This is a genomic window from Leclercia sp. 1548, from assembly GCF_050435045.1.
Taxonomy (GTDB): Bacteria; Pseudomonadota; Gammaproteobacteria; order Enterobacterales; family Enterobacteriaceae; genus Enterobacter; species Enterobacter adecarboxylatus.
On the sequence record NZ_JBNDJP010000002.1, the window covers coordinates 242,755 to 268,317 of the forward strand.

The 25,563-nt window shown below is 55.3% G+C and carries 22 protein-coding genes; 18 read left to right on the top strand and 4 right to left on the bottom strand.

The window, feature by feature from the left end; translation table 11 throughout:
* Positions 1–85: 85 nt before the first annotated feature.
* The 3 genes from ABIE02_RS06470 to ABIE02_RS06480 all read left to right on the top strand — a co-directional run bounded on the left by ABIE02_RS06470 (position 86) and on the right by ABIE02_RS06480 (position 3,161).
* Positions 86–580, top strand: a complete 495-nt coding sequence (locus ABIE02_RS06470) for a YfbU family protein (RefSeq protein ID WP_032612801.1) — start codon at positions 86–88, stop codon at positions 578–580.
* 11 nt (positions 581–591) lie between these two features.
* Positions 592–1,251, top strand: coding sequence for a sugar phosphatase (locus ABIE02_RS06475; protein WP_144883003.1), 660 nt, complete (start codon positions 592–594; stop codon positions 1,249–1,251).
* A gap of 77 nt (positions 1,252–1,328) precedes the next feature.
* Complete coding sequence (locus tag ABIE02_RS06480) at positions 1,329–3,161, top strand: SLC13 family permease (RefSeq protein ID WP_336994463.1); 1,833 nt, start codon at positions 1,329–1,331, stop codon at positions 3,159–3,161.
* Positions 3,162–3,200: 39 nt separating this feature from the next.
* Here the strand turns inward: ABIE02_RS06480 and yfbR are convergent, their stop codons facing one another.
* Together yfbR and ABIE02_RS06490 are read right to left on the bottom strand one after the other, a co-directional pair.
* Positions 3,201–3,800, bottom strand: coding sequence for a 5'-deoxynucleotidase (gene yfbR, locus ABIE02_RS06485; RefSeq protein WP_032612795.1), 600 nt, complete (start codon positions 3,798–3,800; stop codon positions 3,201–3,203).
* Positions 3,801–3,896: 96 nt separating this feature from the next.
* On the bottom strand, positions 3,897–5,111 hold the full coding sequence (locus ABIE02_RS06490) for a pyridoxal phosphate-dependent aminotransferase (protein WP_032612793.1): 1,215 nt from the start codon (positions 5,109–5,111) through the stop codon (positions 3,897–3,899).
* A gap of 947 nt (positions 5,112–6,058) precedes the next feature.
* Between ABIE02_RS06490 and lrhA the strand changes: the two genes are divergently transcribed.
* The 14 genes from lrhA to nuoN all read left to right on the top strand — a co-directional run bounded on the left by lrhA (position 6,059) and on the right by nuoN (position 22,662).
* Entirely contained in the window at positions 6,059–6,997 is a 939-nt protein-coding gene (gene lrhA, locus ABIE02_RS06495; RefSeq protein ID WP_059307472.1) for a transcriptional regulator LrhA, read from the top strand.
* 631 nt (positions 6,998–7,628) lie between these two features.
* Positions 7,629–8,069, top strand: coding sequence for an NADH-quinone oxidoreductase subunit NuoA (gene nuoA, locus ABIE02_RS06500; protein ID WP_032612789.1), 441 nt, complete (start codon positions 7,629–7,631; stop codon positions 8,067–8,069).
* A 15-nt stretch (positions 8,070–8,084) separates the two neighbouring features.
* Positions 8,085–8,759 carry an NADH-quinone oxidoreductase subunit NuoB gene (nuoB, locus tag ABIE02_RS06505; protein WP_032612787.1) on the top strand — a complete coding sequence of 225 codons (675 nt, stop codon included), beginning with the start codon at positions 8,085–8,087 and terminating at the stop codon, positions 8,757–8,759.
* A gap of 89 nt (positions 8,760–8,848) precedes the next feature.
* On the top strand, positions 8,849–10,651 hold the full coding sequence (nuoC, locus tag ABIE02_RS06510; protein WP_114144824.1) for an NADH-quinone oxidoreductase subunit C/D: 1,803 nt from the start codon (positions 8,849–8,851) through the stop codon (positions 10,649–10,651).
* Between the two features lie 2 nt (positions 10,652–10,653).
* On the top strand, positions 10,654–11,154 hold the full coding sequence (nuoE, locus tag ABIE02_RS06515; RefSeq protein ID WP_014071107.1) for an NADH-quinone oxidoreductase subunit NuoE: 501 nt from the start codon (positions 10,654–10,656) through the stop codon (positions 11,152–11,154).
* On the top strand, positions 11,151–12,488 hold the full coding sequence (gene nuoF, locus ABIE02_RS06520; RefSeq protein WP_032612781.1) for an NADH-quinone oxidoreductase subunit NuoF: 1,338 nt from the start codon (positions 11,151–11,153) through the stop codon (positions 12,486–12,488). The genes nuoE and nuoF overlap by 4 nt, the downstream gene beginning before the upstream one ends.
* A 145-nt stretch (positions 12,489–12,633) precedes the next feature.
* Positions 12,634–15,360, top strand: coding sequence for an NADH-quinone oxidoreductase subunit NuoG (nuoG, locus tag ABIE02_RS06525; RefSeq protein WP_336994464.1), 2,727 nt, complete (start codon positions 12,634–12,636; stop codon positions 15,358–15,360).
* Complete coding sequence (nuoH, locus tag ABIE02_RS06530) at positions 15,357–16,334, top strand: NADH-quinone oxidoreductase subunit NuoH (protein WP_032612777.1); 978 nt, start codon at positions 15,357–15,359, stop codon at positions 16,332–16,334. The genes nuoG and nuoH overlap by 4 nt, the downstream gene beginning before the upstream one ends.
* A 13-nt stretch (positions 16,335–16,347) precedes the next feature.
* On the top strand, positions 16,348–16,890 hold the full coding sequence (gene nuoI / locus ABIE02_RS06535; protein WP_003861491.1) for an NADH-quinone oxidoreductase subunit NuoI: 543 nt from the start codon (positions 16,348–16,350) through the stop codon (positions 16,888–16,890).
* Between the two features lie 11 nt (positions 16,891–16,901).
* Positions 16,902–17,456 carry an NADH-quinone oxidoreductase subunit J gene (gene nuoJ, locus ABIE02_RS06540; protein WP_032612775.1) on the top strand — a complete coding sequence of 185 codons (555 nt, stop codon included), beginning with the start codon at positions 16,902–16,904 and terminating at the stop codon, positions 17,454–17,456.
* Positions 17,453–17,755: an NADH-quinone oxidoreductase subunit NuoK gene (gene nuoK / locus ABIE02_RS06545; RefSeq protein WP_032612773.1), complete on the top strand. Its 303-nt coding sequence runs from the start codon at positions 17,453–17,455 to the stop codon at positions 17,753–17,755. Before nuoJ ends, nuoK begins: the two co-directional genes overlap by 4 nt.
* Positions 17,752–19,593, top strand: a complete 1,842-nt coding sequence (nuoL, locus tag ABIE02_RS06550) for an NADH-quinone oxidoreductase subunit L (RefSeq protein ID WP_059307474.1) — start codon at positions 17,752–17,754, stop codon at positions 19,591–19,593. The genes nuoK and nuoL overlap by 4 nt, the downstream gene beginning before the upstream one ends.
* A 75-nt stretch (positions 19,594–19,668) precedes the next feature.
* On the top strand, positions 19,669–21,198 hold the full coding sequence (gene nuoM, locus ABIE02_RS06555) for an NADH-quinone oxidoreductase subunit M (protein WP_032612768.1): 1,530 nt from the start codon (positions 19,669–19,671) through the stop codon (positions 21,196–21,198).
* A 6-nt stretch (positions 21,199–21,204) separates the two neighbouring features.
* Positions 21,205–22,662 (top strand): NADH-quinone oxidoreductase subunit NuoN, encoded by a 1,458-nt coding sequence (nuoN, locus tag ABIE02_RS06560; RefSeq protein ID WP_032612766.1) that lies wholly within the window; start codon positions 21,205–21,207, stop codon positions 22,660–22,662.
* A gap of 364 nt (positions 22,663–23,026) precedes the next feature.
* Here the strand turns inward: nuoN and ABIE02_RS06565 are convergent, their stop codons facing one another.
* Together ABIE02_RS06565 and rnz are read right to left on the bottom strand one after the other, a co-directional pair.
* Entirely contained in the window at positions 23,027–24,031 is a 1,005-nt protein-coding gene (locus ABIE02_RS06565; RefSeq protein ID WP_059307475.1) for a chemotaxis protein, read from the bottom strand.
* Between the two features lie 66 nt (positions 24,032–24,097).
* A complete protein-coding gene (gene rnz / locus ABIE02_RS06570) occupies positions 24,098–25,015 on the bottom strand; it encodes a ribonuclease Z (protein WP_059307476.1) in 918 nt (305 codons plus the stop codon).
* Positions 25,016–25,088: 73 nt separating this feature from the next.
* Here rnz and ABIE02_RS06575 point away from each other — a divergent pair, with 73 nt between their 5' ends.
* Positions 25,089–25,550: a GNAT family N-acetyltransferase gene (locus tag ABIE02_RS06575; protein WP_103792203.1), complete on the top strand. Its 462-nt coding sequence runs from the start codon at positions 25,089–25,091 to the stop codon at positions 25,548–25,550.
* The last annotated feature ends 13 nt before the right edge of the window (positions 25,551–25,563 follow it).

A 25,563-nucleotide genomic window follows, 5' to 3' on the forward strand; every position in this document is an offset into this window, starting at 1 on the left:
ATCGAAACGATGAATAAAAGAAGGCACAGTAACCCAACGTTACCGTGTCTTTTTTTTACGCTGCCATGTGCAACAGGAGTCGAAGATGGAAATGACCCACGCTCAACGTCTGATTTTGTCTAATCAGTACAAAATGATGACAATGCTTGATCCCGACAACGCAGAGCGCTATCGCCGCTTGCAGACTATCGTCGAACGTGGTTTCGGTTTACAGATGCGCGAGCTGGATCGCGAGTTTGGCGAACTTAAGGAAGAGACCTGTCGTACCGTTATTGACATCATGGAGATGTATCACGCCCTGCATGTTTCATGGACCAACCTGAAGGATGCACAGACCATTGACGAGCGTCGTGTTACCTTCCTGGGCTATGATGCGGCCACTGAATCCCGTTACCTGAGCTATGTTCGCTTTATGGTCAATGTGGAAGGGCGCTATACCCATTTCGATGCCGGTACTCATGGCTTTAATGCCCAGACCCCAATGTGGGACAAATACCAACGTATGCTCAGCGTGTGGCATGCCTGCCCGCGTCAGTACCATCTGAGCAGCAATGAGATTCAACAAATTATTAACGCCTGACGGAGGTTGATGTGCAGTGTAAAGGTTTTCTGTTTGATCTGGACGGTACGCTGGTAGATTCGTTACCGGTGGTGGAGCGCTCCTGGTGTCGCTGGGCCGACAGGCATGGCATCGACCATCAGGCGGTGCTGAATTTTATCCATGGCAAACAGGCCATAACCTCTTTACGGCACTTTCTCCAGGGAAGAAGCGAAGCAGATATCCAGGCGGAGTTTACCTGGCTTGAGCAGGTTGAGGCCACCGATACTGACGGCATCACCGCCTTGCCGGGAGCGCTTGAACTGCTCCAGCATCTGAATGAAGCGGAGATCCCGTGGGCTATCGTCACTTCCGGCTCTGTTCCTGTGGCCCATGCGCGGCATAAAGCGGCAGGGTTGCCAGTACCAGAAGTGTTTATCACCGCCGAACAGGTGACGCGCGGCAAGCCGGAACCCGATGCCTTTTTACTCGGCGCGAAGCGTCTGGGGCTGGCACCGGAAGAGTGCGTGGTGGTGGAAGATGCCGCCGCTGGCGTGCTGGCGGGCCTTAACGCAGGCTGTCACGTCATCGCTGTGAAGGTTCCCGCCGATTCGCCACGACTGGACGAAGCGGACCTGGTACTCACCACGCTGGAGGCCGTAGACGTCACCCGCTCTGCCGACGGGAATGTAACAGTCTCCCGAAAAATGTAATCCCATGATATAGCCCCACATTGTTGGGGCTTTTTTATGGCACTATCGGCCTCACTCTCTTCTGACAAGGACCTGTTTTGAACGGTGAACTAATTTGGGTCTTAAGCCTGCTCCTTATCGCGATTATTCTTTTTGCGACGGGCAAAGTCCGTATGGATGCCGTGGCTCTGCTGGTGATCGTAGCCTTTGTCCTCAGCGGCACCTTAACCCTCCCGGAAGCCTTTTCAGGCTTTAGCGATCCCAACGTTATTTTGATTGCCGCCCTGTTTATCATCGGTGATGGACTGGTACGTACCGGCGTGGCCACCAGCATGGGCTCCTGGCTGGTGAGCGTGGCGGGCAACAGCGAAACCAAAATGTTGGTCTTTTTGATGCTGACCGTCGCCGGTCTGGGCGCGTTTATGAGTTCCACCGGGGTCGTGGCCATCTTTATTCCGGTGGTGCTGAGCGTCTCTATGCGCATGCAGATCTCGCCATCGCGCCTGATGATGCCCCTCAGCTTCGCCGGGCTTATCAGCGGCATGATGACGCTGGTGGCCACGCCGCCGAACCTGGTGGTCAACAGCGAACTGCTGCGTGAAGGGCTGGAGGGCTTCAGCTTCTTTAGCGTGACGCCGCTGGGGCTGGTGATCCTCGTATTGGGCATTATCTATATGCTGCTGACCCGTTTTGCCCTCAAGAGCGACAAGCAGGATAAACCCCGCGACGGCTGGAAGCACCGCACCTTCCGCGATCTGATTAAAGAGTATCGCCTGACCGGACGCGCCCGCCGTCTGGCGATCCGCCCCGGCTCGCCGCTGATTGGTCAACGCCTGGATGATTTGAAACTCCGTGAACGTTACGGGGCTAACGTCATCGGGGTAGAGCGCTGGCGTCGTTTTCGCCGTGTCATTGTGAACGTTAATGGTGTATCGGAGTTTCGCGCCCGGGACGTGTTGCTGATTGATATGTCTTCGGCAGAGGTCGATCTCCGCGAGTTTTGTAGCGAACAGTTGCTGGAGCCGATGGTGCTGCGCGGGGAGTACTTCTCCGATCAGGCGCTGGACGTGGGGATGGCGGAGGTATCGCTGATCCCCGAGTCGGAACTGCTCGGCAAAACCGTCCGCGAAATAGGTTTCCGCACCCGTTATGGTCTGAACGTGGTGGGGTTAAAACGCGATGGCGTGGCGATGGACGGCTCGGTGGTGGATGAACCTCTTGAATTGGGGGATATCTTCCTTGTAGTGGGCAACTGGAAGCTGATCACCCAACTGGGCCAGAGAGGCCGGGACTTTGTGGTGATGAACTTACCCGTTGAGGTGAGCGATGCGTCTCCCGCCCACAGCCAGGCGCCGCATGCCATTTTCTGTCTGGTGCTGATGGTCGCGCTGATGTTGACCGACGAAATCCCGAACCCGATCGCGGCCATTATTGCCTGTCTGCTGATGGGGAAATTCCGCTGCATCGACGCTGAAAGCGCTTACAAAGCGATCCACTGGCCGAGCATCATTCTGATTGTCGGCATGATGCCTTTCGCGCTGGCGTTGCAAAAAACCGGTGGTGTCGATTTGGTGGTGAAGGGATTGATGGAGCTGGGGGGCGGTTATGGCCCTTACATGATGTTGATGTGCCTGTTTATCATGTGCGCCACCATCGGGTTGTTTATCTCTAATACCGCGACTGCGGTATTGATGGCACCTATAGCGTTGGCAATGGCGAAATCGATGGGGGTATCGCCTTATCCGTTCGCGATGATGGTGGCGATGGCCGCCTCAGCCGCCTTTATGACCCCGGTCTCTTCACCGGTTAATACGCTGGTGCTTGGGCCAGGCAAATACACCTTTAGTGACTTCGTGAAACTCGGCGTACCTTTTACCATCCTGGTGATGGTGGTGTGCGTCGTGATGATCCCGATGCTGTTTCCGTTCTGACAATTCGCCGGGTAAGGCTGCGCCTTACCCGGCAAAACATTATAAAGGTGAATCCTGACTGATCTCATCCAGGGACAGCTGGAAGCTCGGAACGAAGACCTCCATAAAGTAGTCCATCTCCTCGCTGCGACGCGCTTCCAGGGTCTTTTCCAGCCGGGTTTTTGCCAGTAAAAACTCGTGGTTCCCGGCAGACAGCTCTTCCAGACATTTCAGGTAGGCGCAGAGCGCGTCAGCCTGCTTCACAATCGACCGCTCCTCTTCGCTATAGCTCTGCTCATCAACCAGCGGTTCAAAGATATCCCGCAGCTCATCCGGCACCATATCGACCAGTTTCTGCTGGGCGATTTTCTCAATCGCTTTGTACTCCTGGGCGATTTGCGAATTAAAGTACTTCACCGGGGTCGGCAGATCGCCCGTCAGCACCTCGGAGGCATCATGGTACATGGCCAGCAGGGCGATACGTTCGGCATTCACCTGACCATTGAACTTGCGGTTCTTGATGGCCGCCAGCGCGTGGGCAACCATAGCGACCTGCAGGCTGTGTTCGGAGACGTTTTCGGTGCGCACATTACGCATCAGCGGCCAGCGGTTGATCAGTTTCAGGCGGGAAAGATGGGCGAAAAAATGACTCTGACTCATAAGTTACCTTTGGTCTTGCACAGCGACAGATTTCATTGTGAGGGGAGGGGCGGTGAGATGCAAATCGGGCTGCCAGTGGCAGCCCGAGGGTTATGTTTACTGATGGTATCCGCCGAGGAAACGCCCGAAGCGGCTGATGGCCATCTCCAGCTCATCCTCACGCGGTAGCGTAACGATACGCACATGGTCCGGCCACGGCCAGTTAAACGCCGTCCCCTGAACCAGTAATACTTTCTCCTGCAACAGGAAGTCGAGCACCATCTTCTGGTCGTCAAAGATGTTAAAGCGTTTGATGTCGATTTTCGGGAACATATAGAGCGCGCCGTTTGGCTTCACGCAGGAGACGCCCGGAATATCGTTAATCAGCTCCCACGCGCGTTGACGCTGCTCATACAAACGCCCGCCAGGCACGATAAATTCACTGATACTCTGATAGCCGCCCAGTGCCGTCTGGATAGCGTGCTGTGCCGGTACGTTGGCGCACAGGCGCATGGAGGCCAGCATTTCCAGACCTTCGATATAGCCTTTGGCGTGTTTTTTCGGCCCGTTCAGCACCATCCAGCCCTGACGGAAACCGGCGACGCGGTAGGTTTTCGACAGGCCGTTAAAGGTGACGGTTAACAGATCCGGTGCCAGCGCGGCAATAGAATGGTGCTGCGCCGCGTCGTAGAGAATTTTGTCGTAGATCTCGTCTGCGAAGATGATCAGGTTATGCTGGCGGGCCAGCTCAACAATCTCCAGCAGCAGCTCTTTAGAGTAAACGGCACCGGTCGGGTTGTTCGGGTTAATGATGACGATCCCGCGGGTGCGCGGCGTAATTTTGGCGCGAATATCATCCAGATCCGGGAACCAGTCAGCGGACTCATCACACAGGTAGTGCACAGCTTTACCGCTGGAGAGCGATACCGCCGCCGTCCAGAGCGGGTAATCCGGAGCCGGAACAAGCATTTCGTCACCGCTGTTCAGCAGGGCCTGCATCGCCTGGACGATCAGTTCCGAAACACCGTTACCGATATAGATATCTTCTACGGTCACATCGCGCATGCCCTGCGCCTGATAGTGCTGCATGATGGCTTTACGCGCTGAGTAGAGACCTTTGGAGTCGCTGTAGCCTTGCGCTGTCGGCAGGTTGCGGATCACATCAACCAGAATTTCATCCGGTGCATCAAAACCAAATGGCGCCGGGTTGCCTATATTGAGCTTAAGTACTTTATTACCTTCTTCTTCGAGACGTTTTGCCTCTTTAAGAACCGGGCCACGAATGTCGTAACAAACGTTATCTAACTTGCTGGATTTTTCGATGGGTGACATGAATCTTTAACCTTTTCGCTGTGATTGCGACTTCCTGCCGTGGAAGCCAGCACGAAACAATGTACTCCTCGCTTGGCCAATTTTGAAGCGTCGGCAGAAGAAGATTTTGTTCATCTCTCAGAAGCGATATCGACATTTTTAACTGTTTTTGAAGTAATGATGTATTTTATAATCCACATTTTTATTGCTATTTGGTTATTTATTTTGGTTGTTGCATATTAAAATGGATTTTACGCTGCAAAAAAGACGATTATTGAGAGGTTCAGGGCAGCAGTGCTACAGTTTCCTTAAGCAACATTTCGTAAAAGCTGAATGAAATGCACTAGCATTTACTTCACGGCGTCTTTATATAAAGGTTGCCCATGTGAAATTAATGTTAAGCATTATTAATCATTAAGTCCTGGGCGAATTATTAGTTATTTCCAAATAAAGACAAAATCACAACTTTCGTTAATATAAATAAAATTAGTTTAGCGAGTTATCAACCAGGTTAAATCACTGGAAGCGCAATAAGGCTTATAAATAAAAAGGTTTTAGGGTAAGATGTCACCAGGTTTAGCGAGTAAAGATAACAGGCCACAGCAGGTCTTGTTGGCTGAACCTTTGAAAGTTTGTTGTAATTGTTTGAATTATCTCTGCCTTGAGAAGTTAAGTAACACCATTGCTGCTTAACCTCTACTGCGATAAAGTTGACGTCGGAAAGGCATTGTCTTTAACGGAATTTACATCAACCGACAAACTTCTATTTATCTCAATCGTTTTTGAGAATAAAAATATCGTCAGATAAGTTGTTTCTGACCACTGATATACCCAGCACAATTACATTACGCAGGCACTCTGCCAGACCGGGACGTCAGAGGATTTTTTTCAGAAGGAACTGTATTACTTTTACGCACACAGCTTAAACCCGGGGCAGCTCCGTACGAGCAACCTGTAAGTGAAAAGATATGATTAATGCAAATCGTCCGATACTGAATCTCGACCTCGATCTGCTGAGAACCTTTGTGGCGGTCGCCGATCTGAACACCTTTGCTGCTGCCGCGGCCGCAGTTTGCCGCACGCAATCTGCGGTCAGCCAACAAATGCAACGCCTGGAGCAACTGGTGGGTAAAGAGCTTTTTGCCCGTCATGGTCGCAATAAGCTGTTAACGGAACACGGTATTCAGCTGCTGGGTTATGCCAGAAAAATCTTACGTTTCAACGATGAAGCGTGTACATCTTTAATGTTTAGTAATCTGCAGGGCGTCTTAACCTTAGGCGCATCTGATGAGTCGGCCGATACCATTCTGCCGTTCCTGCTCAACCGAATCAGTTCGGTTTATCCGAAGCTTGCGCTGGACGTCAGAGTTAAACGCAATGCCTTTATGGTTGATATGTTGCAGGAGCAGGAGGTCGATCTGGTGGTGACAACCCACCGCACCGGCCAGTTTGAGAGTCTGACGCTGCGGACTTCGCCAACCCACTGGTACTGTGCCGCGGAGTTTTCTCTGCAGCGCGGCGAGCCCGTTCCTCTGGTGCTGCTGGACGATCCTAGTCCGTTCCGCGACATCGTGCTGGCAACGCTCAATGCTGCCAACGTGCCATGGCGACTCGCCTATGTGGCCTCCACCTTGCCTGCGGTTCGCGCAGCGGTGAAAGCGGGGCTGGGCGTCACAGCACGTCCGGTTGAGATGATGAGCCCGGATTTACGGGTGCTAGGCAAAGCGGATGGGCTGCCTGCGCTGCCGGATACGGAGTATATGCTGTGCCACAACCCGCTCAGCAAAAACGAACTGGCGCAGACTATTTTCAATGCCATGGAAAATTACGATAACCCCTGGCAGTACAATAATGTTACTCCGGAAGGGGGGGATGACTCCCTGGTGATTGAGCGCGATTTCGAGTAAACGAACTTCTCATGCTTTGTTAACATTTTGTTCCCGTAAAAAGAACCACTCAGGCTGATAACCCGCAGAGTGGTTCTTTTTTTGCATCTGCTTCCGTACACATTAGCGTTATCATTTGACAATTGTCTTCTTTATCAAATTGATAATTGTCGATGGCGCCCTGCCTGAACCGCTCACCCGCTTCTCTCCAAAGTCAATGGGCATGTTAAAAAAGCAGCTAAGATGTTGCTGTTTTTTTGATTGAATTAACAAAAGCGTGTCACAGATCAAGAAAATACTCCTCTTTGGGGGGAGGAATCGGTAGCAAATCCTGTCAAAATAGGCAGGTAATCTTTGTGTTAGATCACTACGGACACGATTCAACACCCCAACGCCGGAACGCGCCTCACACGTTTTGAGGGTAAAGGGCATTAAATGTTAATGAAGTTCGAACAATGTAATCTAATGTGAAGAAACTTTTGTTAAAGTTGACAAAAGGTTATAGAAAGGAGTAAAAAACCACATCATTTTGCTGTCTATGTCTCATTTTTCGACAGTTAGTGTAAGGTTATTTGTTCCTCCCCATGAATCGATGTGATGCCCATCTGCCAGAAAGAGCAGGATTTTAGGTATCACTTTTGATGAGTAAGCAATGAGTATGTCAACATCCACAGAAGTCATCGCTCATCACTGGGCATTCGCAATCTTTCTTATCGTAGCCATTGGCCTGTGCTGCCTGATGCTTGTCGGCGGCTGGTTCCTCGGCGGTCGCGCCCGGGCAAGGCACAAAAACACGCCATTTGAATCGGGTATCGATTCGGTAGGTACTGCGCGTTTACGTTTGTCCGCCAAGTTCTATCTGGTGGCCATGTTCTTCGTCATTTTTGACGTGGAAGCGCTTTACCTGTTCGCATGGTCAACCTCCATTCGTGAGAGTGGTTGGGTCGGCTTTGTCGAGGCCGCAATTTTCATTTTAGTGTTACTGGCCGGTCTGGTTTATCTGGTGCGTATTGGCGCGCTGGACTGGACACCTGCGCGTTCACGCCGTGAACGTATCAACCCGGAAAACAGTATCTCTAATCGTCAGCAGTAACAGCGAGGCAATAAGATGGATTATACGCTCACCCGCATAGATCCTAACGGTGAGAATGACCGTTACCCCCTGCAAAAACAGGAGATCGTAACCGACCCCCTGGAGCAAGAAGTCAATAAAAGCGTGTACATGGGCAAGCTCGAAAATGCCATGCACGATATGGTCAACTGGGGTCGTAAAAACTCCATCTGGCCTTACAACTTTGGCCTTTCTTGCTGCTACGTTGAAATGGTGACGTCATTCACTGCGGTGCATGACGTTGCGCGTTTTGGTGCAGAAGTACTCCGTGCCTCTCCGCGTCAGGCTGACCTGATGGTGGTGGCAGGAACCTGTTTTACCAAAATGGCGCCGGTCATTCAGCGTCTGTACGACCAGATGCTCGAGCCAAAATGGGTTATCTCCATGGGTGCTTGTGCAAACTCTGGCGGTATGTACGACATTTATTCTGTCGTGCAAGGCGTAGATAAGTTCATCCCGGTGGACGTTTACATCCCGGGCTGCCCACCGCGTCCAGAAGCCTATATGCAGGCGCTGATGCTGTTGCAGGAGTCGATTGGCAAAGAACGCCGTCCGCTCTCCTGGGTCGTGGGCGACCAGGGTGTATACCGCGCTAACATGCAGTCCGAGCGCGAGCGTAAACGCGGCGAACGTATTGCAGTGACCAATCTGCGTACACCAGACGAAATTTAATTTGCGCCTGTGGGCATGGAGATAACCTTCGCATATCACTATTCAAATAGCGCGAAGCCACGCCCGACAGTCACCACGGACCTTTTGCAATGGTGAACACTATGACCGACTTAACCGCGCAAGACGCCGCCTGGCAAACACGGGATCATCTGGATGACCCGGTCATTGGCGAACTGCGCAACCGTTTTGGGCCGGATGCCTTTACTGTTCAGGCCACCCGCACCGGGGTACCCGTTGTTTGGGTGAAGCGTGAACAGTTACTGGAAGTGGTTGATTTCCTCAAGAAACTGCCTAAACCGTACGTTATGCTGTTTGACTTACACGGCATGGACGAACGTCTGCGTACTCACCGCCAGGGTTTACCCGCGGCGGATTTTTCCGTTTTCTACCACCTGATCTCAATAGACCGCAACACGGATATCATGCTCAAGGTGGCATTGTCTGAAAACGACATGCATCTGCCGACCCTCACAAAACTTTTCCCGAACGCCAACTGGTATGAGCGTGAAACCTGGGAAATGTTCGGCATGACCTTCGACGGCCACCCGCACCTGACGCGCATCATGATGCCGCCAACCTGGACGGGTCACCCGCTGCGTAAAGACTATCCGGCGCGCGCCACCGAATTCGACCCGTTTGAGCTGACCAAAGCCAAACAGGATCTGGAGATGGAAGCGCTGACTTTCAAGCCGGAAGACTGGGGCATGAAGCGCGGTACCGACAATGAGGACTTCATGTTCCTCAACCTCGGTCCAAACCACCCGTCTGCGCACGGTGCATTCCGTATTATTCTTCAGCTTGATGGCGAAGAGATTGTCGACTGCGTGCCTGATATCGGTTACCACCACCGTGGTGCTGAGAAGATGGGCGAGCGTCAATCCTGGCACAGCTACATTCCGTATACCGACCGTATCGAGTACCTCGGCGGCTGCGTAAACGAAATGCCTTACGTGCTGGCCGTTGAGAAACTGGCAGGGATCACCACCCCGGATCGCGTTAACGTGATTCGCGTGATGCTGTCAGAACTGTTCCGTATTAACAGCCACCTGCTGTACATCTCCACGTTCATTCAGGACGTCGGCGCAATGACCCCGGTCTTCTTCGCCTTTACCGATCGTCAGAAAATCTACGATCTGGTAGAAGCGATTACCGGTTTCCGTATGCACCCGGCCTGGTTCCGTATCGGCGGTGTAGCACACGATCTGCCGCGCGGCTGGGATCGTCTGCTGCGTGAATTCCTCGACTGGATGCCGAAACGTCTGGCGTCGTATGAGAAAGCCGCACTGCGTAACACCATTCTGATTGGTCGTTCGAAGGGCGTTGCTGCCTACGGCGCGAAAGAGGCGCTGGAGTGGGGGACAACGGGTGCAGGTCTGCGTGCCACCGGTATTGATTTCGACGTGCGTAAAGCCCGTCCTTACTCTGGCTACGAGAACTTCGACTTTGAAGTCCCGGTGGGCGGCGGTGTTTCCGACTGCTACACCCGTGTGATGCTGAAAGTGGAAGAGCTGCGCCAGAGCCTGCGCATTCTTGAGCAGTGCCTCAACAACATGCCGGAAGGCCCGTTCAAGGCGGATCACCCGCTGACCACGCCGCCACCGAAAGAGCGCACGCTGCAGCATATCGAAACCCTGATCACGCACTTCCTGCAGGTTTCCTGGGGTCCGGTCATGCCGGCGCAAGAATCCTTCCAGATGATCGAAGCGACCAAGGGTATCAACAGTTACTACCTGACCAGCGACGGCAGCACCATGAGCTACCGTACCCGTGTGCGTACGCCAAGCTTCGCGCACCTGCAGCAGATCCCGGCCGCCATTCGCGGCAGTCTGGTCTCCGACCTGATTGTGTATCTGGGTAGTATCGATTTTGTTATGTCAGATGTGGACCGCTAATTATGCACGAGAATCAACAACCACAAACCGAGGCTTTTGAGCTGAGTGAAGCAGAGCGTGCCGCCATTGAGCACGAGATGCACCACTACGAAGACCCGCGTGCGGCGTCCATTGAAGCGCTGAAAATCGTACAGAAACAGCGTGGTTGGGTGCCGGATGGCGCGATCTATGAGATCGCAAAAGTACTGGGGATCCCGGCAAGCGACGTAGAAGGCGTAGCCACCTTCTATAGCCAGATCTTCCGCCAGCCAGTTGGCCGCCATGTGATCCGCTATTGTGACAGCGTTGTTTGTCACATCACCGGTTATCAGGGCATTCAGGCCGCTATCGAGAAAAAACTCGATATCAAGCCGGGGCAGACCACATTTGATGGTCGCTTTACGCTGCTGCCAACCTGCTGCCTGGGTAACTGCGACAAGGGGCCGACCATGATGATTGATGAGGATACTCACAGCCATCTGACGCCGGAAGCCATTCCTGACCTGCTGGAGCAGTACAAATGAAAACTGTAATTCGTACTGCTGAGACTCATCCGCTGACCTGGCGTCTGCGCGATGACAAACAGCCGGTATGGCTTGAAGAATACCAAAGCAAAAACGGTTACGCCGGGGCGCGCAAAGCCCTGGGCGGTATGGCGCCTGATGAGATCGTCAATGCAGTAAAAGACGCTGGCCTGAAAGGGCGCGGCGGCGCAGGCTTTTCCACCGGTCTGAAGTGGAGCCTGATGCCGAAAGACGAATCCATGAACATCCGTTACCTGCTGTGTAACGCCGATGAGATGGAGCCAGGGACTTATAAAGACCGTCTGCTGATGGAGCAGCTGCCACACCTGCTGGTGGAAGGCATGCTGATCTCCGCGTTCGCACTGAAAGCCTACCGCGGCTACATCTTCCTGCGCGGTGAGTACATCGAAGCGGCAGAGAACCTGCGTCGCGCGATCGCTGAAGCCACCGAAGCGGGCCTGCTGGGCAAAAACATTCTCGGCACCGGTTTTGACTTTGAGCTGTTCGTGCACACTGGGGCAGGGCGTTATATCTGTGGTGAAGAGACCGCGCTGATTAACTCCCTTGAAGGCCGCCGTGCTAACCCACGTTCCAAGCCACCGTTCCCGGCAAGCTCCGGCGTGTGGGGTAAACCGACCTGTGTAAACAACGTTGAAACCCTGTGCAACGTCCCGGCTATCCTTGCTAATGGCGTGGAGTGGTATCAGGGCATCTCTTCAAGTAAAGATGCCGGTACCAAGCTGATGGGCTTCTCCGGTCGCGTGAAGAATCCGGGCGTCTGGGAACTGCCGTTTGGCACCACCGCACGTGAAATTCTTGAAGACTACGCCGGCGGCATGCGTGATGGCCTGAAATTTAAAGCCTGGCAGCCAGGTGGGGCAGGAACAGACTTCCTGACCGAAGCCCACCTTGACCTGCCGATGGAATTCGAAAGCATTGGTAAAGCAGGCAGCCGTCTGGGTACGGCGCTGGCGATGGCCGTCGACCACGAGATCGGCATGGTATCGCTGGTGCGTAACCTGGAAGAGTTCTTCGCCCGTGAGTCCTGCGGCTGGTGTACCCCGTGCCGTGATGGTCTGCCGTGGAGCGTTAAGATCCTGCGTGCTATCGAGCGTGGCGAAGGCCAGCCTGGTGATATCGAGACACTTGAGCAACTGTGTCGATTCCTGGGTCCAGGTAAAACCTTCTGTGCGCATGCGCCAGGTGCGGTTGAACCCCTGCAGAGCGCGATTAAATATTTCCGCGACGAATTCGAAGCAGGCATCAAGCAGCCGTTCAGCAATACCCATTCAATCAATGGTATTCAGCCGAACCTGCTGAAAGCGCGCTGGTAATTCCCCCTCAAGCCGGCTCTCTCCCTCAAGGGAGAGGGAGAAAACCGGGCTATATCCTCTCCTTCAGGGAGAGGGGTAGGGTGAGGGTGATAAGAAGAATTTTGATTAACGCTCGGTTTATACCGAGCCAACTGGAAGCATGCTAATGGCTACGATTCATGTAGACGGCAAAGAATACGAGGTCAATGGCGCGGACAACCTGCTGGAAGCTTGTCTGTCCCTCGGCCTTGATATTCCGTATTTTTGCTGGCATCCGGCGCTGGGGAGCGTCGGTGCTTGCCGCCAGTGTGCGGTGAAGCAATATCAAAACGCGGAAGACACGCGTGGTCGCCTGGTGATGTCCTGTATGACGCCAGCCGCCGAAGGTACCTTTATTTCTATCGACGACGCGGAAGCCAAACAGTTCCGCGAAAGCGTGGTGGAGTGGTTGATGACCAACCACCCGCACGATTGTCCGGTGTGTGAAGAGGGCGGTAACTGCCACCTTCAGGATATGACCGTGATGACCGGGCACAGCTTCCGTCGTTACCGTTTCACCAAACGTACCCACCGCAACCAGGATCTGGGGCCGTTCATCTCTCACGAAATGAACCGCTGCATCGCCTGCTACCGCTGCGTGCGTTACTACAAAGACTACGCAGACGGCGAAGATCTGGGCGTGTATGGCGCACATGACAACGTCTACTTTGGTCGCCCGGAAGACGGCGTACTGGAGAGCGAATTCTCCGGTAACCTGGTCGAAATCTGTCCGACCGGCGTCTTCACGGATAAAACGCACTCCGAGCGTTACAACCGTAAGTGGGACATGCAGTTTGCACCAAGCATCTGCCAGCAGTGCTCCCTCGGCTGTAACACCAGCCCGGGTGAACGTTACGGCGAACTGCGTCGTATCGAAAACCGCTACAACGGTACCGTTAACCACTACTTCCTCTGCGACCGTGGTCGTTTCGGCTATGGCTATGTGAACCTGAAAGACCGTCCGCGTCAGCCGGTTCAGCGCCGTGGCGATGACGTGATCACGCTGAACGCCGAACAGGCGATGCAGGGCGCGGCAGATATTCTGCGACAGTCGAAGAAAGTGATCGGTATCGGCTCCCCGCGCGCCAGCATCGAAAGCAACTTCGCGCTGCGTGAACTGGTAGGCGCGGAAAACTTCTACACCGGTATCGCTAAGGGCGAGCAGGAACGTCTGCAACTGGTGCTGAAAGTGCTGCGTGAAGGCGGTATTCATACCCCTGCGCTGCGCGAAATCGAATCTTATGATGCGGTTCTGGTATTGGGTGAAGATTTAACCCAGACCGGTGCGCGCGCTGCCCTGGCGGTTCGTCAGGCGGTGAAGGGTAAAGCACGTGAAATGGCAGCGGCTCAGAAAGTGGCTGACTGGCAGATCGCGGCGATCCTCAACATCGGTCAGCGCGCCAAGCATCCGCTGTTTGTCACTAACGTCGATAACACCCGTCTGGACGACATCGCAGCCTGGACCTACCGTGCCCCGGTTGAAGATCAGGCGCGTCTTGGCTTTGCTATCGCTCACGCGCTGGACAACAGCGCCCCGGCCGTTGAAGGTCTGGATCGCGATCTGCAGAACAAGGTTGACGTGATTGTGCAGGCGCTGGCCGGTGCGAAAAAACCACTGATTATTTCCGGTACTAACGCCGGTAGCACAGAGATCATTGAAGCGGCGGCCAACGTGGCTAAAGCCCTGAAAGGTCGCGGTGCTGACGTTGGCGTGACCATGATCGCCCGTGCGGTAAACAGCATCGGTCTGGGCATGATCGGCGGCGGCTCGCTGGAAGAGGCGTTAAGCGAACTGGAATCCGGTGCTGCAGACGCTGTCGTGGTGCTGGAAAACGATCTCCATCGTCATGCTTCTGCTGCCCGCGTGGACGCTGCTCTGTCTAAAGCGCCGCTGGTGATGGTTATCGACCATCAGCGCACGGCGATCATGGACAAAGCGCATCTGGTGCTCTCTGCAGCAAGCTTCGCAGAAAGCGACGGTACCGTTGTGAACAACGAAGGCCGTGCCCAGCGCTTCTTCCAGGTTTATGACCCGGCGTACTACGACAACAGCATTGTGATGCTGGAAAGCTGGCGCTGGCTGCACTCCCTGCACAGCACCGTGCTGAGCCGTGAAGTGGACTGGACCCAGCTCGACCACGTGATCGACGCCGCCGTGGCACAACTGCCGCAGCTGGCTGGCATTAAAGATGCGGCGCCGGAAGCGAGCTTCCGTATTCGCGGCCAGAAACTGGCGCGTGAACCGCACCGCTACAGCGGCCGTACCGCCATGCGCGCCAACATCAGCGTGCACGAACCGCGTCAGCCGCAGGATAAAGACACCATGTTCGCCTTCTCAATGGAAGGGAACAACCAGCCGTCTGCTCCGCGTTCGCAGATCCCGTTCGCATGGGCGCCAGGCTGGAACTCACCACAGGCATGGAACAAGTTCCAGGCTGAAGTGGGCGGTTCTCTGCGTCACGGCGATCCGGGCGTGCGCCTGATTGAAGCCTCCGAAACCGGTCTGGCGTTCTTCTCCACCGTTCCGGCAAGCTTCCAGGCGGAAGAGGGTAACTGGCGTATTGCGCCGTACTACCATCTGTTCGGTAGCGACGAATTGTCTCAGCGTTCCCCGGTCTTCCAGACCCGTATGCCGCAGCCGTACATCAAGCTCAACCCGACAGATGCCGCGAAGCTTGGCGTGAACGCAGGCGCTAACATCAGCTTTAGCTACGAAGGCCAGACAATCAGCCTGCCGCTGATTATCTCTGAAGGTCTGACAGCAGGGCAGGTGGGTCTGCCAATGGGTATGCCTGGCATCGCGCCAGTGCTGGCGGGCGCGCGTCTTGATAACCTGCAGGAGGCAAAAGCATGAGTTGGTTAACGCCTGATCTTATCGACATCCTGCTGAACATCCTGAAAGCGGTTGTTATTCTGCTGGTGGTCGTCACCTGCGGCGCGTTCATGAGCTTCGGTGAGCGTCGTCTGCTCGGTCTGTTCCAGAACCGTTACGGACCGAACCGCGTGGGCTGGGGTGGTTCACTCCAGCTGGTCGCGGACATGATCAAGATGTTCTTTAAAGAGGACTGGGTTCCGCGCTTCTCGGATCGCGTGATCTTTACTCTGGCACCAATGATCGCCTTTACCTCGCTGCTGCTGGCGTTTGCTATCGTTCCGGTTAGCCCGACCTGGGTTGTGGCGGATCTGAACATCGGGATCCTGTTCTTCCTGATGATGGCAGGCCTTGCGGTCTACGCGGTGCTGTTCGCCGGCTGGTCCAGTAACAACAAATACTCCCTGCTGGGTGCGATGCGTGCGTCTGCGCAGACCCTGAGCTACGAAGTGTTCCTGGGTCTTTCCCTGATGGGCGTGGTGGCGCAGGCCGGTTCATTCAACATGACCGACATCGTCAACAACCAGGCCGATATCTGGAACGTGATCCCGCAGTTCTTTGGGTTTGTTACCTTTGCTATCGCGGGCGTGGCGGTGTGTCACCGTCACCCGTTTGACCAGCCAGAAGCCGAACAGGAACTGGCCGACGGTTACCACATTGAATATTCCGGTATGAAGTTCGGTCTGTTCTTCGTGGGCGAGTACATCGGTATCGTCACCATTTCCGCGTTGATGGTAACGCTGTTCTTTGGTGGCTGGCATGGCCCGTTCTTACCGCCGTTCATCTGGTTCGCGCTGAAAACCGCGTTCTTCATGATGATGTTCATTTTGATTCGCGCAGCGTTACCGCGTCCGCGTTATGACCAGGTAATGTCCTTCGGCTGGAAAGTGTGCCTGCCGCTGACGCTCGTCAACTTGTTGGTAACGGCGGCTGTCATTCTCTGGCAGCAGCCATAAGGGGCTTTAGACCATGACCTTGAAAGAATTATTGGTAGGTTTCGGCACCCAGGTACGCAGTATCTGGATGATCGGCCTGCACGCGTTTGCCAAACGCGAAACCCGGATGTACCCGGAAGAGCCGGTATATCTGCCGCCGCGCTACCGTGGCCGTATCGTGCTGACGCGCGATCCAGACGGCTCAGAGCGCTGCGTTGCCTGTAACCTGTGTGCGGTAGCCTGTCCGGTAGGCTGTATCTCTCTGCAAAAAGCCGAGACGGTAGACGGTCGCTGGTACCCGGAGTTCTTCCGCATCAACTTCTCACGCTGCATCTTCTGCGGTCTGTGCGAAGAAGCGTGCCCGACCACGGCGATTCAGTTGACCCCGGACTTCGAGCTGGGCGAATACAAGCGTCAGGACCTGGTGTACGAAAAAGAGGATCTGCTGATTTCCGGTCCGGGCAAATACCCGGAATATAACTTCTACCGGATGGCGGGTATGGCAATCGACGGCAAAGATAAGGGCGAAGCAGAGAACGAAGCCAAGCCTATCGACGTCAAGAGCCTGTTACCGTAAGGAGAGGGGCAATGGAATTCGCTTTTTATATCTGTGGCCTGATCGCCATCCTGGCTACGCTGCGAGTGATTACGCACACCAACCCGGTGCATGCGCTGCTCTATTTAATCATTTCGCTGCTGGCCATTTCCGGGGTGTTCTTTGCGCTGGGCGCACACTTTGCGGGTGCGCTTGAGATCATCGTTTACGCCGGTGCCATTATGGTTCTGTTCGTCTTCGTGGTGATGATGCTGAACCTGGGCGGCTCGGAAATCGAACAGGAACGTCAGTGGCTGAAACCGCAGGTGTGGATTGGTCCGGCAATTCTGTCGGCCATCATGCTGGCGGTGATCGTCTACGCCATTCTGGGTGTCAACGACCAGGGTATCGACGGTACGCCAATCAGCGCCAAAGCAGTGGGTATCACCCTGTTTGGGCCATACGTACTGGCGGTTGAACTGGCCTCGATGCTGCTGCTGGCAGGTCTGGTTGTCGCGTTCCACGTGGGCCGCGAAGAGCGTAGTGGTGAAGTGCTGAGCAACCGCAAGGACGACAGCGCGAAAAGAAAAACGGAGGAACGCGCATGATTCCTTTACAACATGGACTGATCCTCGCAGCGATTTTATTCGTGCTGGGCTTAACCGGTCTGGTTATCCGCCGCAATCTGCTGTTTATGCTGATTGGCCTGGAGATCATGATCAACGCTGCCGCGCTGGCCTTCGTGGTCGCCGGGAGCTACTGGGGCCAGACCGATGGTCAGGTGATGTACATTCTCGCCATCAGCCTTGCGGCTGCCGAAGCGAGTATTGGCCTGGCGCTGTTACTGCAGCTCCACCGTCGCCGCCAGAACCTGAACATCGATTCAGTAAGTGAGTTGCGTGGATGAACATGCTTGCCTTAACCATTATTTTTCCGCTGATTGGCTTCCTGCTGCTGGCATTTTCTCGCGGCCGCTGGTCTGAGAATCTGTCTGCTACCGTTGGCATTGGCTCTATTGGTCTGGCTGCGCTGGTTACAGCGTATGCGGGTATCGACTTCTTCAGTAACGGACGTCAGCCTCACAGCGTGCCGCTGTGGACCTGGATGTCGGTCGGTGATTTCAACATCGGTTTCAACCTGGTGCTGGATGGTCTCTCCCTGACCATGCTCTCCGTGGTGACCGGCGTGGGCTTCCTGATCCACATGTTCGCCTCCTGGTATATGCGCGGTGAAGAGGGTTACTCCCGCTTCTTCGCCTACACCAACCTGTTTATCGCCAGCATGGTCGTTCTGGTGCTGGCCGATAACCTGCTGCTGATGTATCTCGGCTGGGAAGGCGTGGGTCTCTGCTCTTACCTGCTGATCGGTTTCTACTACACCGATCCGAAGAATGGCGCAGCAGCCATGAAAGCGTTCGTCGTGACCCGTGTGGGTGACGTCTTCCTCGCCTTCGCGCTGTTCATTCTCTACAACGAACTGGGCACGCTGAACTTCCGCGAAATGGTGGAGCTGGCGCCAGCGCACTTCGAAGCAGGCAACAACATGCTGTGGTGGGCAACGCTGATGCTGCTGGGTGGTGCTGTGGGTAAATCCGCACAGCTGCCTCTGCAAACATGGCTGGCCGACGCGATGGCGGGTCCAACCCCTGTCTCCGCGCTGATCCACGCCGCGACCATGGTTACCGCCGGTGTTTACCTGATTGCGCGTACCCACGGTCTGTTCCTGATGACCCCGGAAATTCTGCACCTGGTCGGTATCGTCGGTGCAGTGACGCTGGTGCTGGCAGGCTTTGCCGCGCTGGTGCAAACCGACATCAAACGCGTTCTCGCTTACTCCACCATGAGCCAGATTGGCTACATGTTCCTGGCGCTGGGCGTACAGGCGTGGGATGCGGCGATTTTCCATCTGATGACGCACGCGTTCTTTAAAGCGCTGCTGTTCCTCTCGTCTGGTTCGGTGATCCTTGCCTGCCACCACGAGCAGAACATCTTCAAGATGGGCGGTCTGCGCAAATCCATTCCGCTGGTTTACGTCTGCTTCCTGGTAGGTGGCGCGGCGCTGGCGGCACTGCCGCTGATCACCGCGGGCTTCTTCAGTAAGGACGAAATCCTTGCGGGCGCCATGGCAAATGGTCATATCAATCTGATGGTTGCGGGTCTGGTCGGTGCATTCATGACCTCTCTGTATACCTTCCGTATGATTTTCATCGTCTTCCACGGTAAAGAACAAATTCACGCTCACGCAGGGAAGGGGATCACCCACCACCTGCCGCTGATTGTGCTGCTGGTGCTGTCCACCTTCGTTGGCGCGATGATTGTGCCACCGCTGCAGGGCGTACTGCCGGACACCACCGAGCTTGAGCACGGTCGCGTTCTGACGCTTGAAATCACCTCCGGTGTGGTCGCTATCGCGGGCATCCTGATTGCTGCATGGCTGTGGCTGGGCAAACGTACGCTGGTGACTGCCGTTGCCAACAGTGCGCCGGGCCGTCTGCTGGGCACCTGGTGGTACAACGCGTGGGGCTTCGACTGGCTGTACGACATGATCTTCGTGAAACCATTCCTCGGCATTGCGTGGCTGATTAAACGCGATCCGCTGAACTCACTGATGAACACTCCGGCGATCCTCTCCCGCTTTGCAGGTAAAGGCCTGCTGTTCAGCGAGAACGGGTATCTGCGCTGGTATGTGGCGTCCATGAGCATCGGTGCGGTTGTGGTGCTGGCGCTGCTGATGGTGTTGCGTTGATCGTTAAGTGAATTTATTCGAATTCGTTGAAAATCAGGCCCCTGCTGGGGGCCTTAAAAAGGAATGCAAATCGCCATGTTACTACCCTGGCTAATATTAATTCCCTTCATCGGCGGCTTCCTGTGCTGGCAGACCGAACGCTTTGGCGTGAAGATGCCGCGCTGGATTGCGCTGATCACCATGGGATTGACGCTTGCGCTTGGCCTGCAACTCTGGTTGCAGGGCGGCTATTCTCTGACCCAGTCTGCGGGCATTCCGCAGTGGCAGTCTGAATTCATTCTGCCGTGGATCCCGCGCTTCGGTATTACCATTCACCTGGCGATTGATGGTCTGTCGCTGCTGATGGTGGTGCTGACCGGTCTGCTCGGCGTTCTGGCGGTCCTGTGCTCCTGGCGAGAAATCGAAAAATATCAGGGCTTCTTCCACCTGAACCTGATGTGGATCCTGGGCGGCGTTATCGGCGTGTTCCTTGCCATCGACATGTTCCTGTTCTTCTTCTTCTGGGAAATGATGCTGGTGCCGATGTACTTCCTGATCGCGCTGTGGGGCCATAAGGCGTCCGACGGTAAAACGCGTATCACGGCGGCAACCAAGTTCTTCATTTACACCCAGGCGAGTGGTCTGGTGATGTTGATTGCCATCCTGGCGCTGGTGTTCGTGCATTACAACGCGACCGGCGTCTGGACCTTCAACTATCAGGACCTGCTGAAGACCCCGATGTCACACGGTGTTGAATACCTGCTGATGCTGGGCTTCTTTATCGCGTTTGCGGTGAAAATGCCGGTGGTTCCACTGCACGGCTGGCTGCCGGATGCGCACTCCCAGGCACCAACGGCGGGTTCCGTTGACCTGGCGGGCATCTTGCTGAAAACCGCGGCCTACGGTCTGCTGCGTTTCGCTCTGCCGCTGTTCCCGAACGCCTCCGCAGAGTTCGCGCCAATTGCCATGTGGCTCGGCGTGATCGGTATCTTCTACGGCGCGTGGATGGCCTTCACGCAGTACGACATCAAACGTCTGATCGCCTATACCTCCGTTTCCCACATGGGCTTCGTGCTGATTGCTATCTACACCGGCAGCCAGCTGGCGTACCAGGGCGCGGTGATCCAGATGATTGCGCACGGTCTGTCCGCAGCCGGCCTCTTCATCCTGTGCGGCCAGCTTTACGAACGTCTACACACCCGTGACATGCGTCAGATGGGCGGTTTGTGGGGCAAAATGAAATGGCTGCCAGCGATGTCGATGTTCTTCGCTGTTGCCACCCTCGGGATGCCGGGTACCGGTAACTTTGTTGGCGAATTCATGATCCTGTTCGGCAGCTTCAAAGTGGTGCCGATGATCACCGTGATTTCGACCTTCGGTCTGGTGTTCGCTTCGGTTTACTCACTGGCGATGCTGCACCGCGCTTACTTCGGTAAAGCGAAGAGTGAAATCGCTGCCAAAGAGCTGCCGGGGATGTCGCTGCGCGAGCTGTTCATCATCCTGCTGCTGGTCGTACTGCTGGTGCTGCTGGGCTTCTATCCGCAGCCGATTCTGGATACCTCGCACTCCGCGATGGGCAACATCCAGCAGTGGTTTGTTAATTCTGCTTCTACTACAAGGCCGTAAATCGCCATGACAATAACTCCACAACAACTGATTGCGCTGCTACCGCTGCTGATCGTCGGATTGACGGTGGTGGTTGTGATGCTCTCCATTGCGTGGCGACGCAATCACTTCCTGAATGCCACCCTGGCGGTTCTGGGTCTGAACGCTGCGTTAGTCTCCCTCTGGTTTGTTGGCCAGGCGGGTGCGATGGATGTCACTCCGCTGATGCGCGTTGACGGCTTCGCCATGCTGTACACCGGGCTGGTGCTGTTAGCCAGCCTGGCAACCTGTACCTTTGCGTACCCGTGGCTGGAAGGCTACAACGACAACAGAGAAGAGTTTTACCTGCTGGTTCTGATTGCCGCCCTGGGTGGTATTCTGCTGGCGAACGCAAACCATCTGGCGGCGCTGTTCCTCGGTATTGAGCTGATCTCTCTGCCGCTGTTCGGCCTGATTGGTTATGCCTTCCGTCAGAAGCGCTCTCTGGAAGCGAGTATCAAGTATACGATCCTGTCTGCTGCTGCTTCGTCCTTCCTGCTGTTCGGTATTGCGCTGATCTATGCTCAGTCCGGTAACCTCTCCTTCGAAGCGCTTGGCAAGAGCCTCGGCGACGGCATGCTGCATGAGCCGCTGCTGCTGGCAGGTCTGGGCATGATGATTGTAGGCCTCGGCTTTAAACTCTCTCTGGTGCCGTTCCACCTGTGGACGCCAGACGTTTACCAGGGTGCTCCGGCACCGGTCTCCACCTTCCTGGCGACAGCGAGCAAAATCGCTATCTTCGGTGTGGTGATGCGTCTGTTCCTGTACGCACCGGTAGGCGAGAGCGAAGCGGTTCGTGTGGTTCTGGGTATCATTGCCTTCGTCTCCATCATCTTCGGTAACCTGATGGCGCTGAGCCAGACCAATATCAAACGTCTGCTCGGTTACTCCTCCATCTCGCACCTGGGCTATCTGATGGTGGCACTGATTGCGCTGCAGAGCGGCCAGATGTCCATGGAGACCGTAGGTGTCTACCTGGCCGGTTACCTGTTCAGCAGCCTCGGCGCGTTCGGCGTGGTAAGCCTGATGTCCAGCCCGTACCGTGGCCCGGACGCAGATTCACTGTTCTCCTACCGTGGTCTGTTCTGGCACCGTCCGATCCTGTCCGCGGTGATGACCGTGATGATGCTCTCTCTGGCGGGTATCCCGATGACGCTGGGCTTTATCGGTAAGTTCTACGTGCTGGCAGTGGGTGTGCAGGCGGGTCTGTGGTGGCTGACAGCGGGTGTCGTTATCGGCTCCGCGATTGGTCTCTACTACTACCTGCGCGTGGCCGTGAGCCTGTACCTGAGCGCACCTCAGCAGCTCAACCGCGATGCGCCAGGCAACTGGCAGTACAGCGCCGGGGGTATTGTGGTGCTGATCTCGGCCTTGCTGGTACTGATCTTCGGTATCTATCCGCAGCCGCTGATCACCATCGTGCAGCACGCGATGCCGCTGATGTAAGCAAGGTAAAAACAAAAACCCGCCTCGGCGGGTTTTTTTATGGTCTTCTCCCTCTCCTTGTGGGAGAGGGCTGGGGTGAGGGCAACAGCCCGCACTGAACGAAAACCCGCCTCGGCGGGTTTTTTTTATGGTCTTCTCCCTCTCCTTGTGGGAGGGGGCCGGGTGAGGGCAACAGCCCGCACTGAACGAAAACCCACCTCGGCGGGTTTTTTTATGGTCTTCTCCCTCTCCTTGTGGGAGAGGGCTGGGGTGAGGGCACCAGCCCGCACTGAACGAAAAAAACCGCCTCAGCGGGTTTTTTTATGCTTTCTATTTGCTGCCTCTGCCCGTGCAAGCGACGCACTGCCGGGCAAAAAAACGCAAATCAGGCCAACTGCTTACGACTAATCAACGGTCCATCAATCTTCTTCGTCGAGCGCTCCAGCACCTCTTCAATCACCGAAGACAGCTCATTCAGCTCGAACTTCGCCACGTAGCCATCGGCTTTCACCTTGCGGATATGGTCTTCGTTGGCGTTGCCGGAAAGGGAAGAGTGGATCACCACCGGAATGTCCTTCAGGATGGCGTCGGTTTTAATTTTGCGCGTCAGGGTAAAGCCGTCCATCTCCGGCATCTCAAGGTCAGTCAGGACCAGAGCGATCTTATCGGTGATCGGTACGCCTTCTGCCTGCGCCTGCGCTGCCAGCACGCCAATTTTCTCCCACGCCTCTTTGCCGGTGATATGCATCAGCGCCGGGATCGCCATCGCCTGCAGCCCTTTTTCCAGCATCGAACGCGCCACTTTGGAGTCTTCCGCCACAATCGCCACGGCACCCGGCTTAATATTAAATTGGGTGGTTTTCAGGTCGGTCGCGTGCAGGTCATGATTGGCCGGGGTGATGTCATACAGGATCTGCTCAACGTCCAGCACCATCGCCAGATCGTTGGTATCCGTCTTCTCGTCCAGGCAGGCAATACTGGTGATATAGCGTCCGCTGACGGCGGTTTCAGCCGCATGCACCTGCTTCCAGTCCAGTCGCATAATGTTTTCGACCGACTCGACGGCAAAGGCCTGCACGCTGCGGGCATACTCGGTGATCAGCAGAATGTTCAGACCCGTCGCCGGTTTGCAGCCTGCCACGGCGGCCAGGTCGATAACCGGGATCACCTGGTCACGAATATTGACCATCCCCATCAGGGGTGACTTCATGCCCGCCGGTTTGGTGAACGCTGGCATGGGCACAATCTCGCGAAGCTTAAAGACGTTGATGCCAAACAGCTCAGATTTATTTTCGTTCATCGATGTGCCGAGACGGAACAGCAACAGCTCAAAACGGTTCGACAGAGTAAGATTTGCCCTGTCATCAATGTCTTTCTGGAAATTATCCATTCTACCCTCGAGTGAAAAATACCTGCCTGTTAAGGGTTATCGGCAGACCCGGGGAAAAATAGAGCGTTAAACGCGCACCACGGCAAAATCTTCTGCAAGCTGACTGTCGGCAAACAGGTCGCGGCACTCGGTCAGCAGCATGGCGCAGCCCCCGGCGTCATAGCGCGAGCTGACGTGGGTGATCACCAGTTTTTTCACCTGCGCTTCGCGGGCCAGCATGGCGGCCTGACGCGTTGAACTGTGGCCGCGGCTGTTGGCTTTCTCCTCCATCGCCGATTCCAGGGTGGCTTCATGCACCAGCAGATCGACGCCCCTGGCCAGCGCGAGGGCGTTCTCACAGGGGGCGGTATCCCCGAAGATAGCCAGTTTCTTGCCCGGGCGGGGCGGCGAGAGATAGTCTGCGCCATCGATCGTCCGGCCATCGTCCAGCGTGATGCGTTCACCGCGCTTGAGCTGCTGGAACAGGGGGCCGAAAGGAACTCCGGCGGCAATCAGCGCCGCGCCATCCAGGGCGCCGGGTTTATCCTGCTCTTCAATGCGATAGCCGTAACACTCCACGGGATGATTCAGCGCGGCCGCGGTCACGGTCCAGGCATCATCGCTGAAAACCACTCCTGCGCTTATCTCGACAATCTCAAGCGGATAATCGGTCCAGGAGCCACTGATGCGCAGGCTGGTTTCGACAAATTCACGGATCCCGGGCGGGCCGTAAATGGTCAGCGGGTGGAGATTGCCCGCCATCGAGCGACTGCACAGCAGCCCCGGTAGACCAAAAAGGTGATCGCCATGCAGGTGGGTAATGAAAATTTTATCCAGCTTGCCGGGATGGCTGGCGGTCTGGAGCAGCTGGTGCTGCGTGCCTTCGCCACAGTCAAACATCCACAAGCCACCGCGGGTCGGGTGCTGTAAATCCAGCAAAATTGAGGTGACGTTGCGCGTCCGGGTCGGCACGCCAGCAGATGTTCCTAAAAAAAGCAGCTCCATAATGCACTCAGCCTCTGTGCCAGGGACGAAAAGTCATTAGTATAACGGCTACCGACACGATAAGGAGACCCCCATGATCCAGTGGCAAGATCTGCACCATAGCGAGCTGACCGTTCCCGTGCTTTACGCGCTACTCAAGCTTCGCTGCGAAGTCTTTGTAGTGGAACAAACCTGCCCTTACCAGGATATTGATGGCGACGATCTGGTGGGGGAGAACCGGCACATCCTCGGCTGGAAAGATAACCAACTGGTGGCGTATGCGAGGATTCTGAAAAGCGACGACGATTTTTCTCCCGTTGTGATTGGCCGGGTGATTATCAGCCAGCAAGCGCGGGGCGAAAAGCTCGGATATGCGCTGATGGAGCACACCCTGCATTCCTGCGAAAAACAGTGGCCGAACAAAGCGTTATATCTTGGCGCGCAGGCCCATTTGCAGGCGTTTTATGCCCGTTTTGGCTTTGTGCCCGTGACGGATATTTACGATGAAGATGGCATTCCGCATATCGGGATGGCGAAAGAGGCAGAACAAGCGTAGCAGGCAGAATCGG

Bases quoted from the DNA above. Each gene is read 5' to 3' on its own strand.
- nuoN (WP_032612766.1), top strand. From the start codon at position 21,205: ATGACAATAACTCCACAACAACTGATTGCGCTGCTACCGCTGCTGATC.
- ABIE02_RS06575 (WP_103792203.1), top strand. From the start codon at position 25,089: ATGATCCAGTGGCAAGATCTGCACCATAGCGAGCTGACCGTTCCCGTG.
- nuoK (WP_032612773.1), top strand. From the start codon at position 17,453: ATGATTCCTTTACAACATGGACTGATCCTCGCAGCGATTTTATTCGTG.
- yfbR (WP_032612795.1), bottom strand. From the start codon at position 3,800: ATGAGTCAGAGTCATTTTTTCGCCCATCTTTCCCGCCTGAAACTGATC.
- nuoE (WP_014071107.1), top strand. From the start codon at position 10,654: ATGCACGAGAATCAACAACCACAAACCGAGGCTTTTGAGCTGAGTGAA.
- nuoG (WP_336994464.1), top strand. From the start codon at position 12,634: ATGGCTACGATTCATGTAGACGGCAAAGAATACGAGGTCAATGGCGCG.
- nuoC (WP_114144824.1), top strand. From the start codon at position 8,849: ATGGTGAACACTATGACCGACTTAACCGCGCAAGACGCCGCCTGGCAA.
- lrhA (WP_059307472.1), top strand. From the start codon at position 6,059: ATGATTAATGCAAATCGTCCGATACTGAATCTCGACCTCGATCTGCTG.
- nuoH (WP_032612777.1), top strand. From the start codon at position 15,357: ATGAGTTGGTTAACGCCTGATCTTATCGACATCCTGCTGAACATCCTG.
- nuoA (WP_032612789.1), top strand. From the start codon at position 7,629: ATGAGTATGTCAACATCCACAGAAGTCATCGCTCATCACTGGGCATTC.
- ABIE02_RS06490 (WP_032612793.1), bottom strand. From the start codon at position 5,111: ATGTCACCCATCGAAAAATCCAGCAAGTTAGATAACGTTTGTTACGAC.
- nuoI (WP_003861491.1), top strand. From the start codon at position 16,348: ATGACCTTGAAAGAATTATTGGTAGGTTTCGGCACCCAGGTACGCAGT.
- nuoJ (WP_032612775.1), top strand. From the start codon at position 16,902: ATGGAATTCGCTTTTTATATCTGTGGCCTGATCGCCATCCTGGCTACG.
- nuoB (WP_032612787.1), top strand. From the start codon at position 8,085: ATGGATTATACGCTCACCCGCATAGATCCTAACGGTGAGAATGACCGT.
- ABIE02_RS06470 (WP_032612801.1), top strand. From the start codon at position 86: ATGGAAATGACCCACGCTCAACGTCTGATTTTGTCTAATCAGTACAAA.
- ABIE02_RS06565 (WP_059307475.1), bottom strand. From the start codon at position 24,031: ATGGATAATTTCCAGAAAGACATTGATGACAGGGCAAATCTTACTCTG.
- nuoM (WP_032612768.1), top strand. From the start codon at position 19,669: ATGTTACTACCCTGGCTAATATTAATTCCCTTCATCGGCGGCTTCCTG.
- rnz (WP_059307476.1), bottom strand. From the start codon at position 25,015: ATGGAGCTGCTTTTTTTAGGAACATCTGCTGGCGTGCCGACCCGGACG.
- nuoL (WP_059307474.1), top strand. From the start codon at position 17,752: ATGAACATGCTTGCCTTAACCATTATTTTTCCGCTGATTGGCTTCCTG.
- nuoF (WP_032612781.1), top strand. From the start codon at position 11,151: ATGAAAACTGTAATTCGTACTGCTGAGACTCATCCGCTGACCTGGCGT.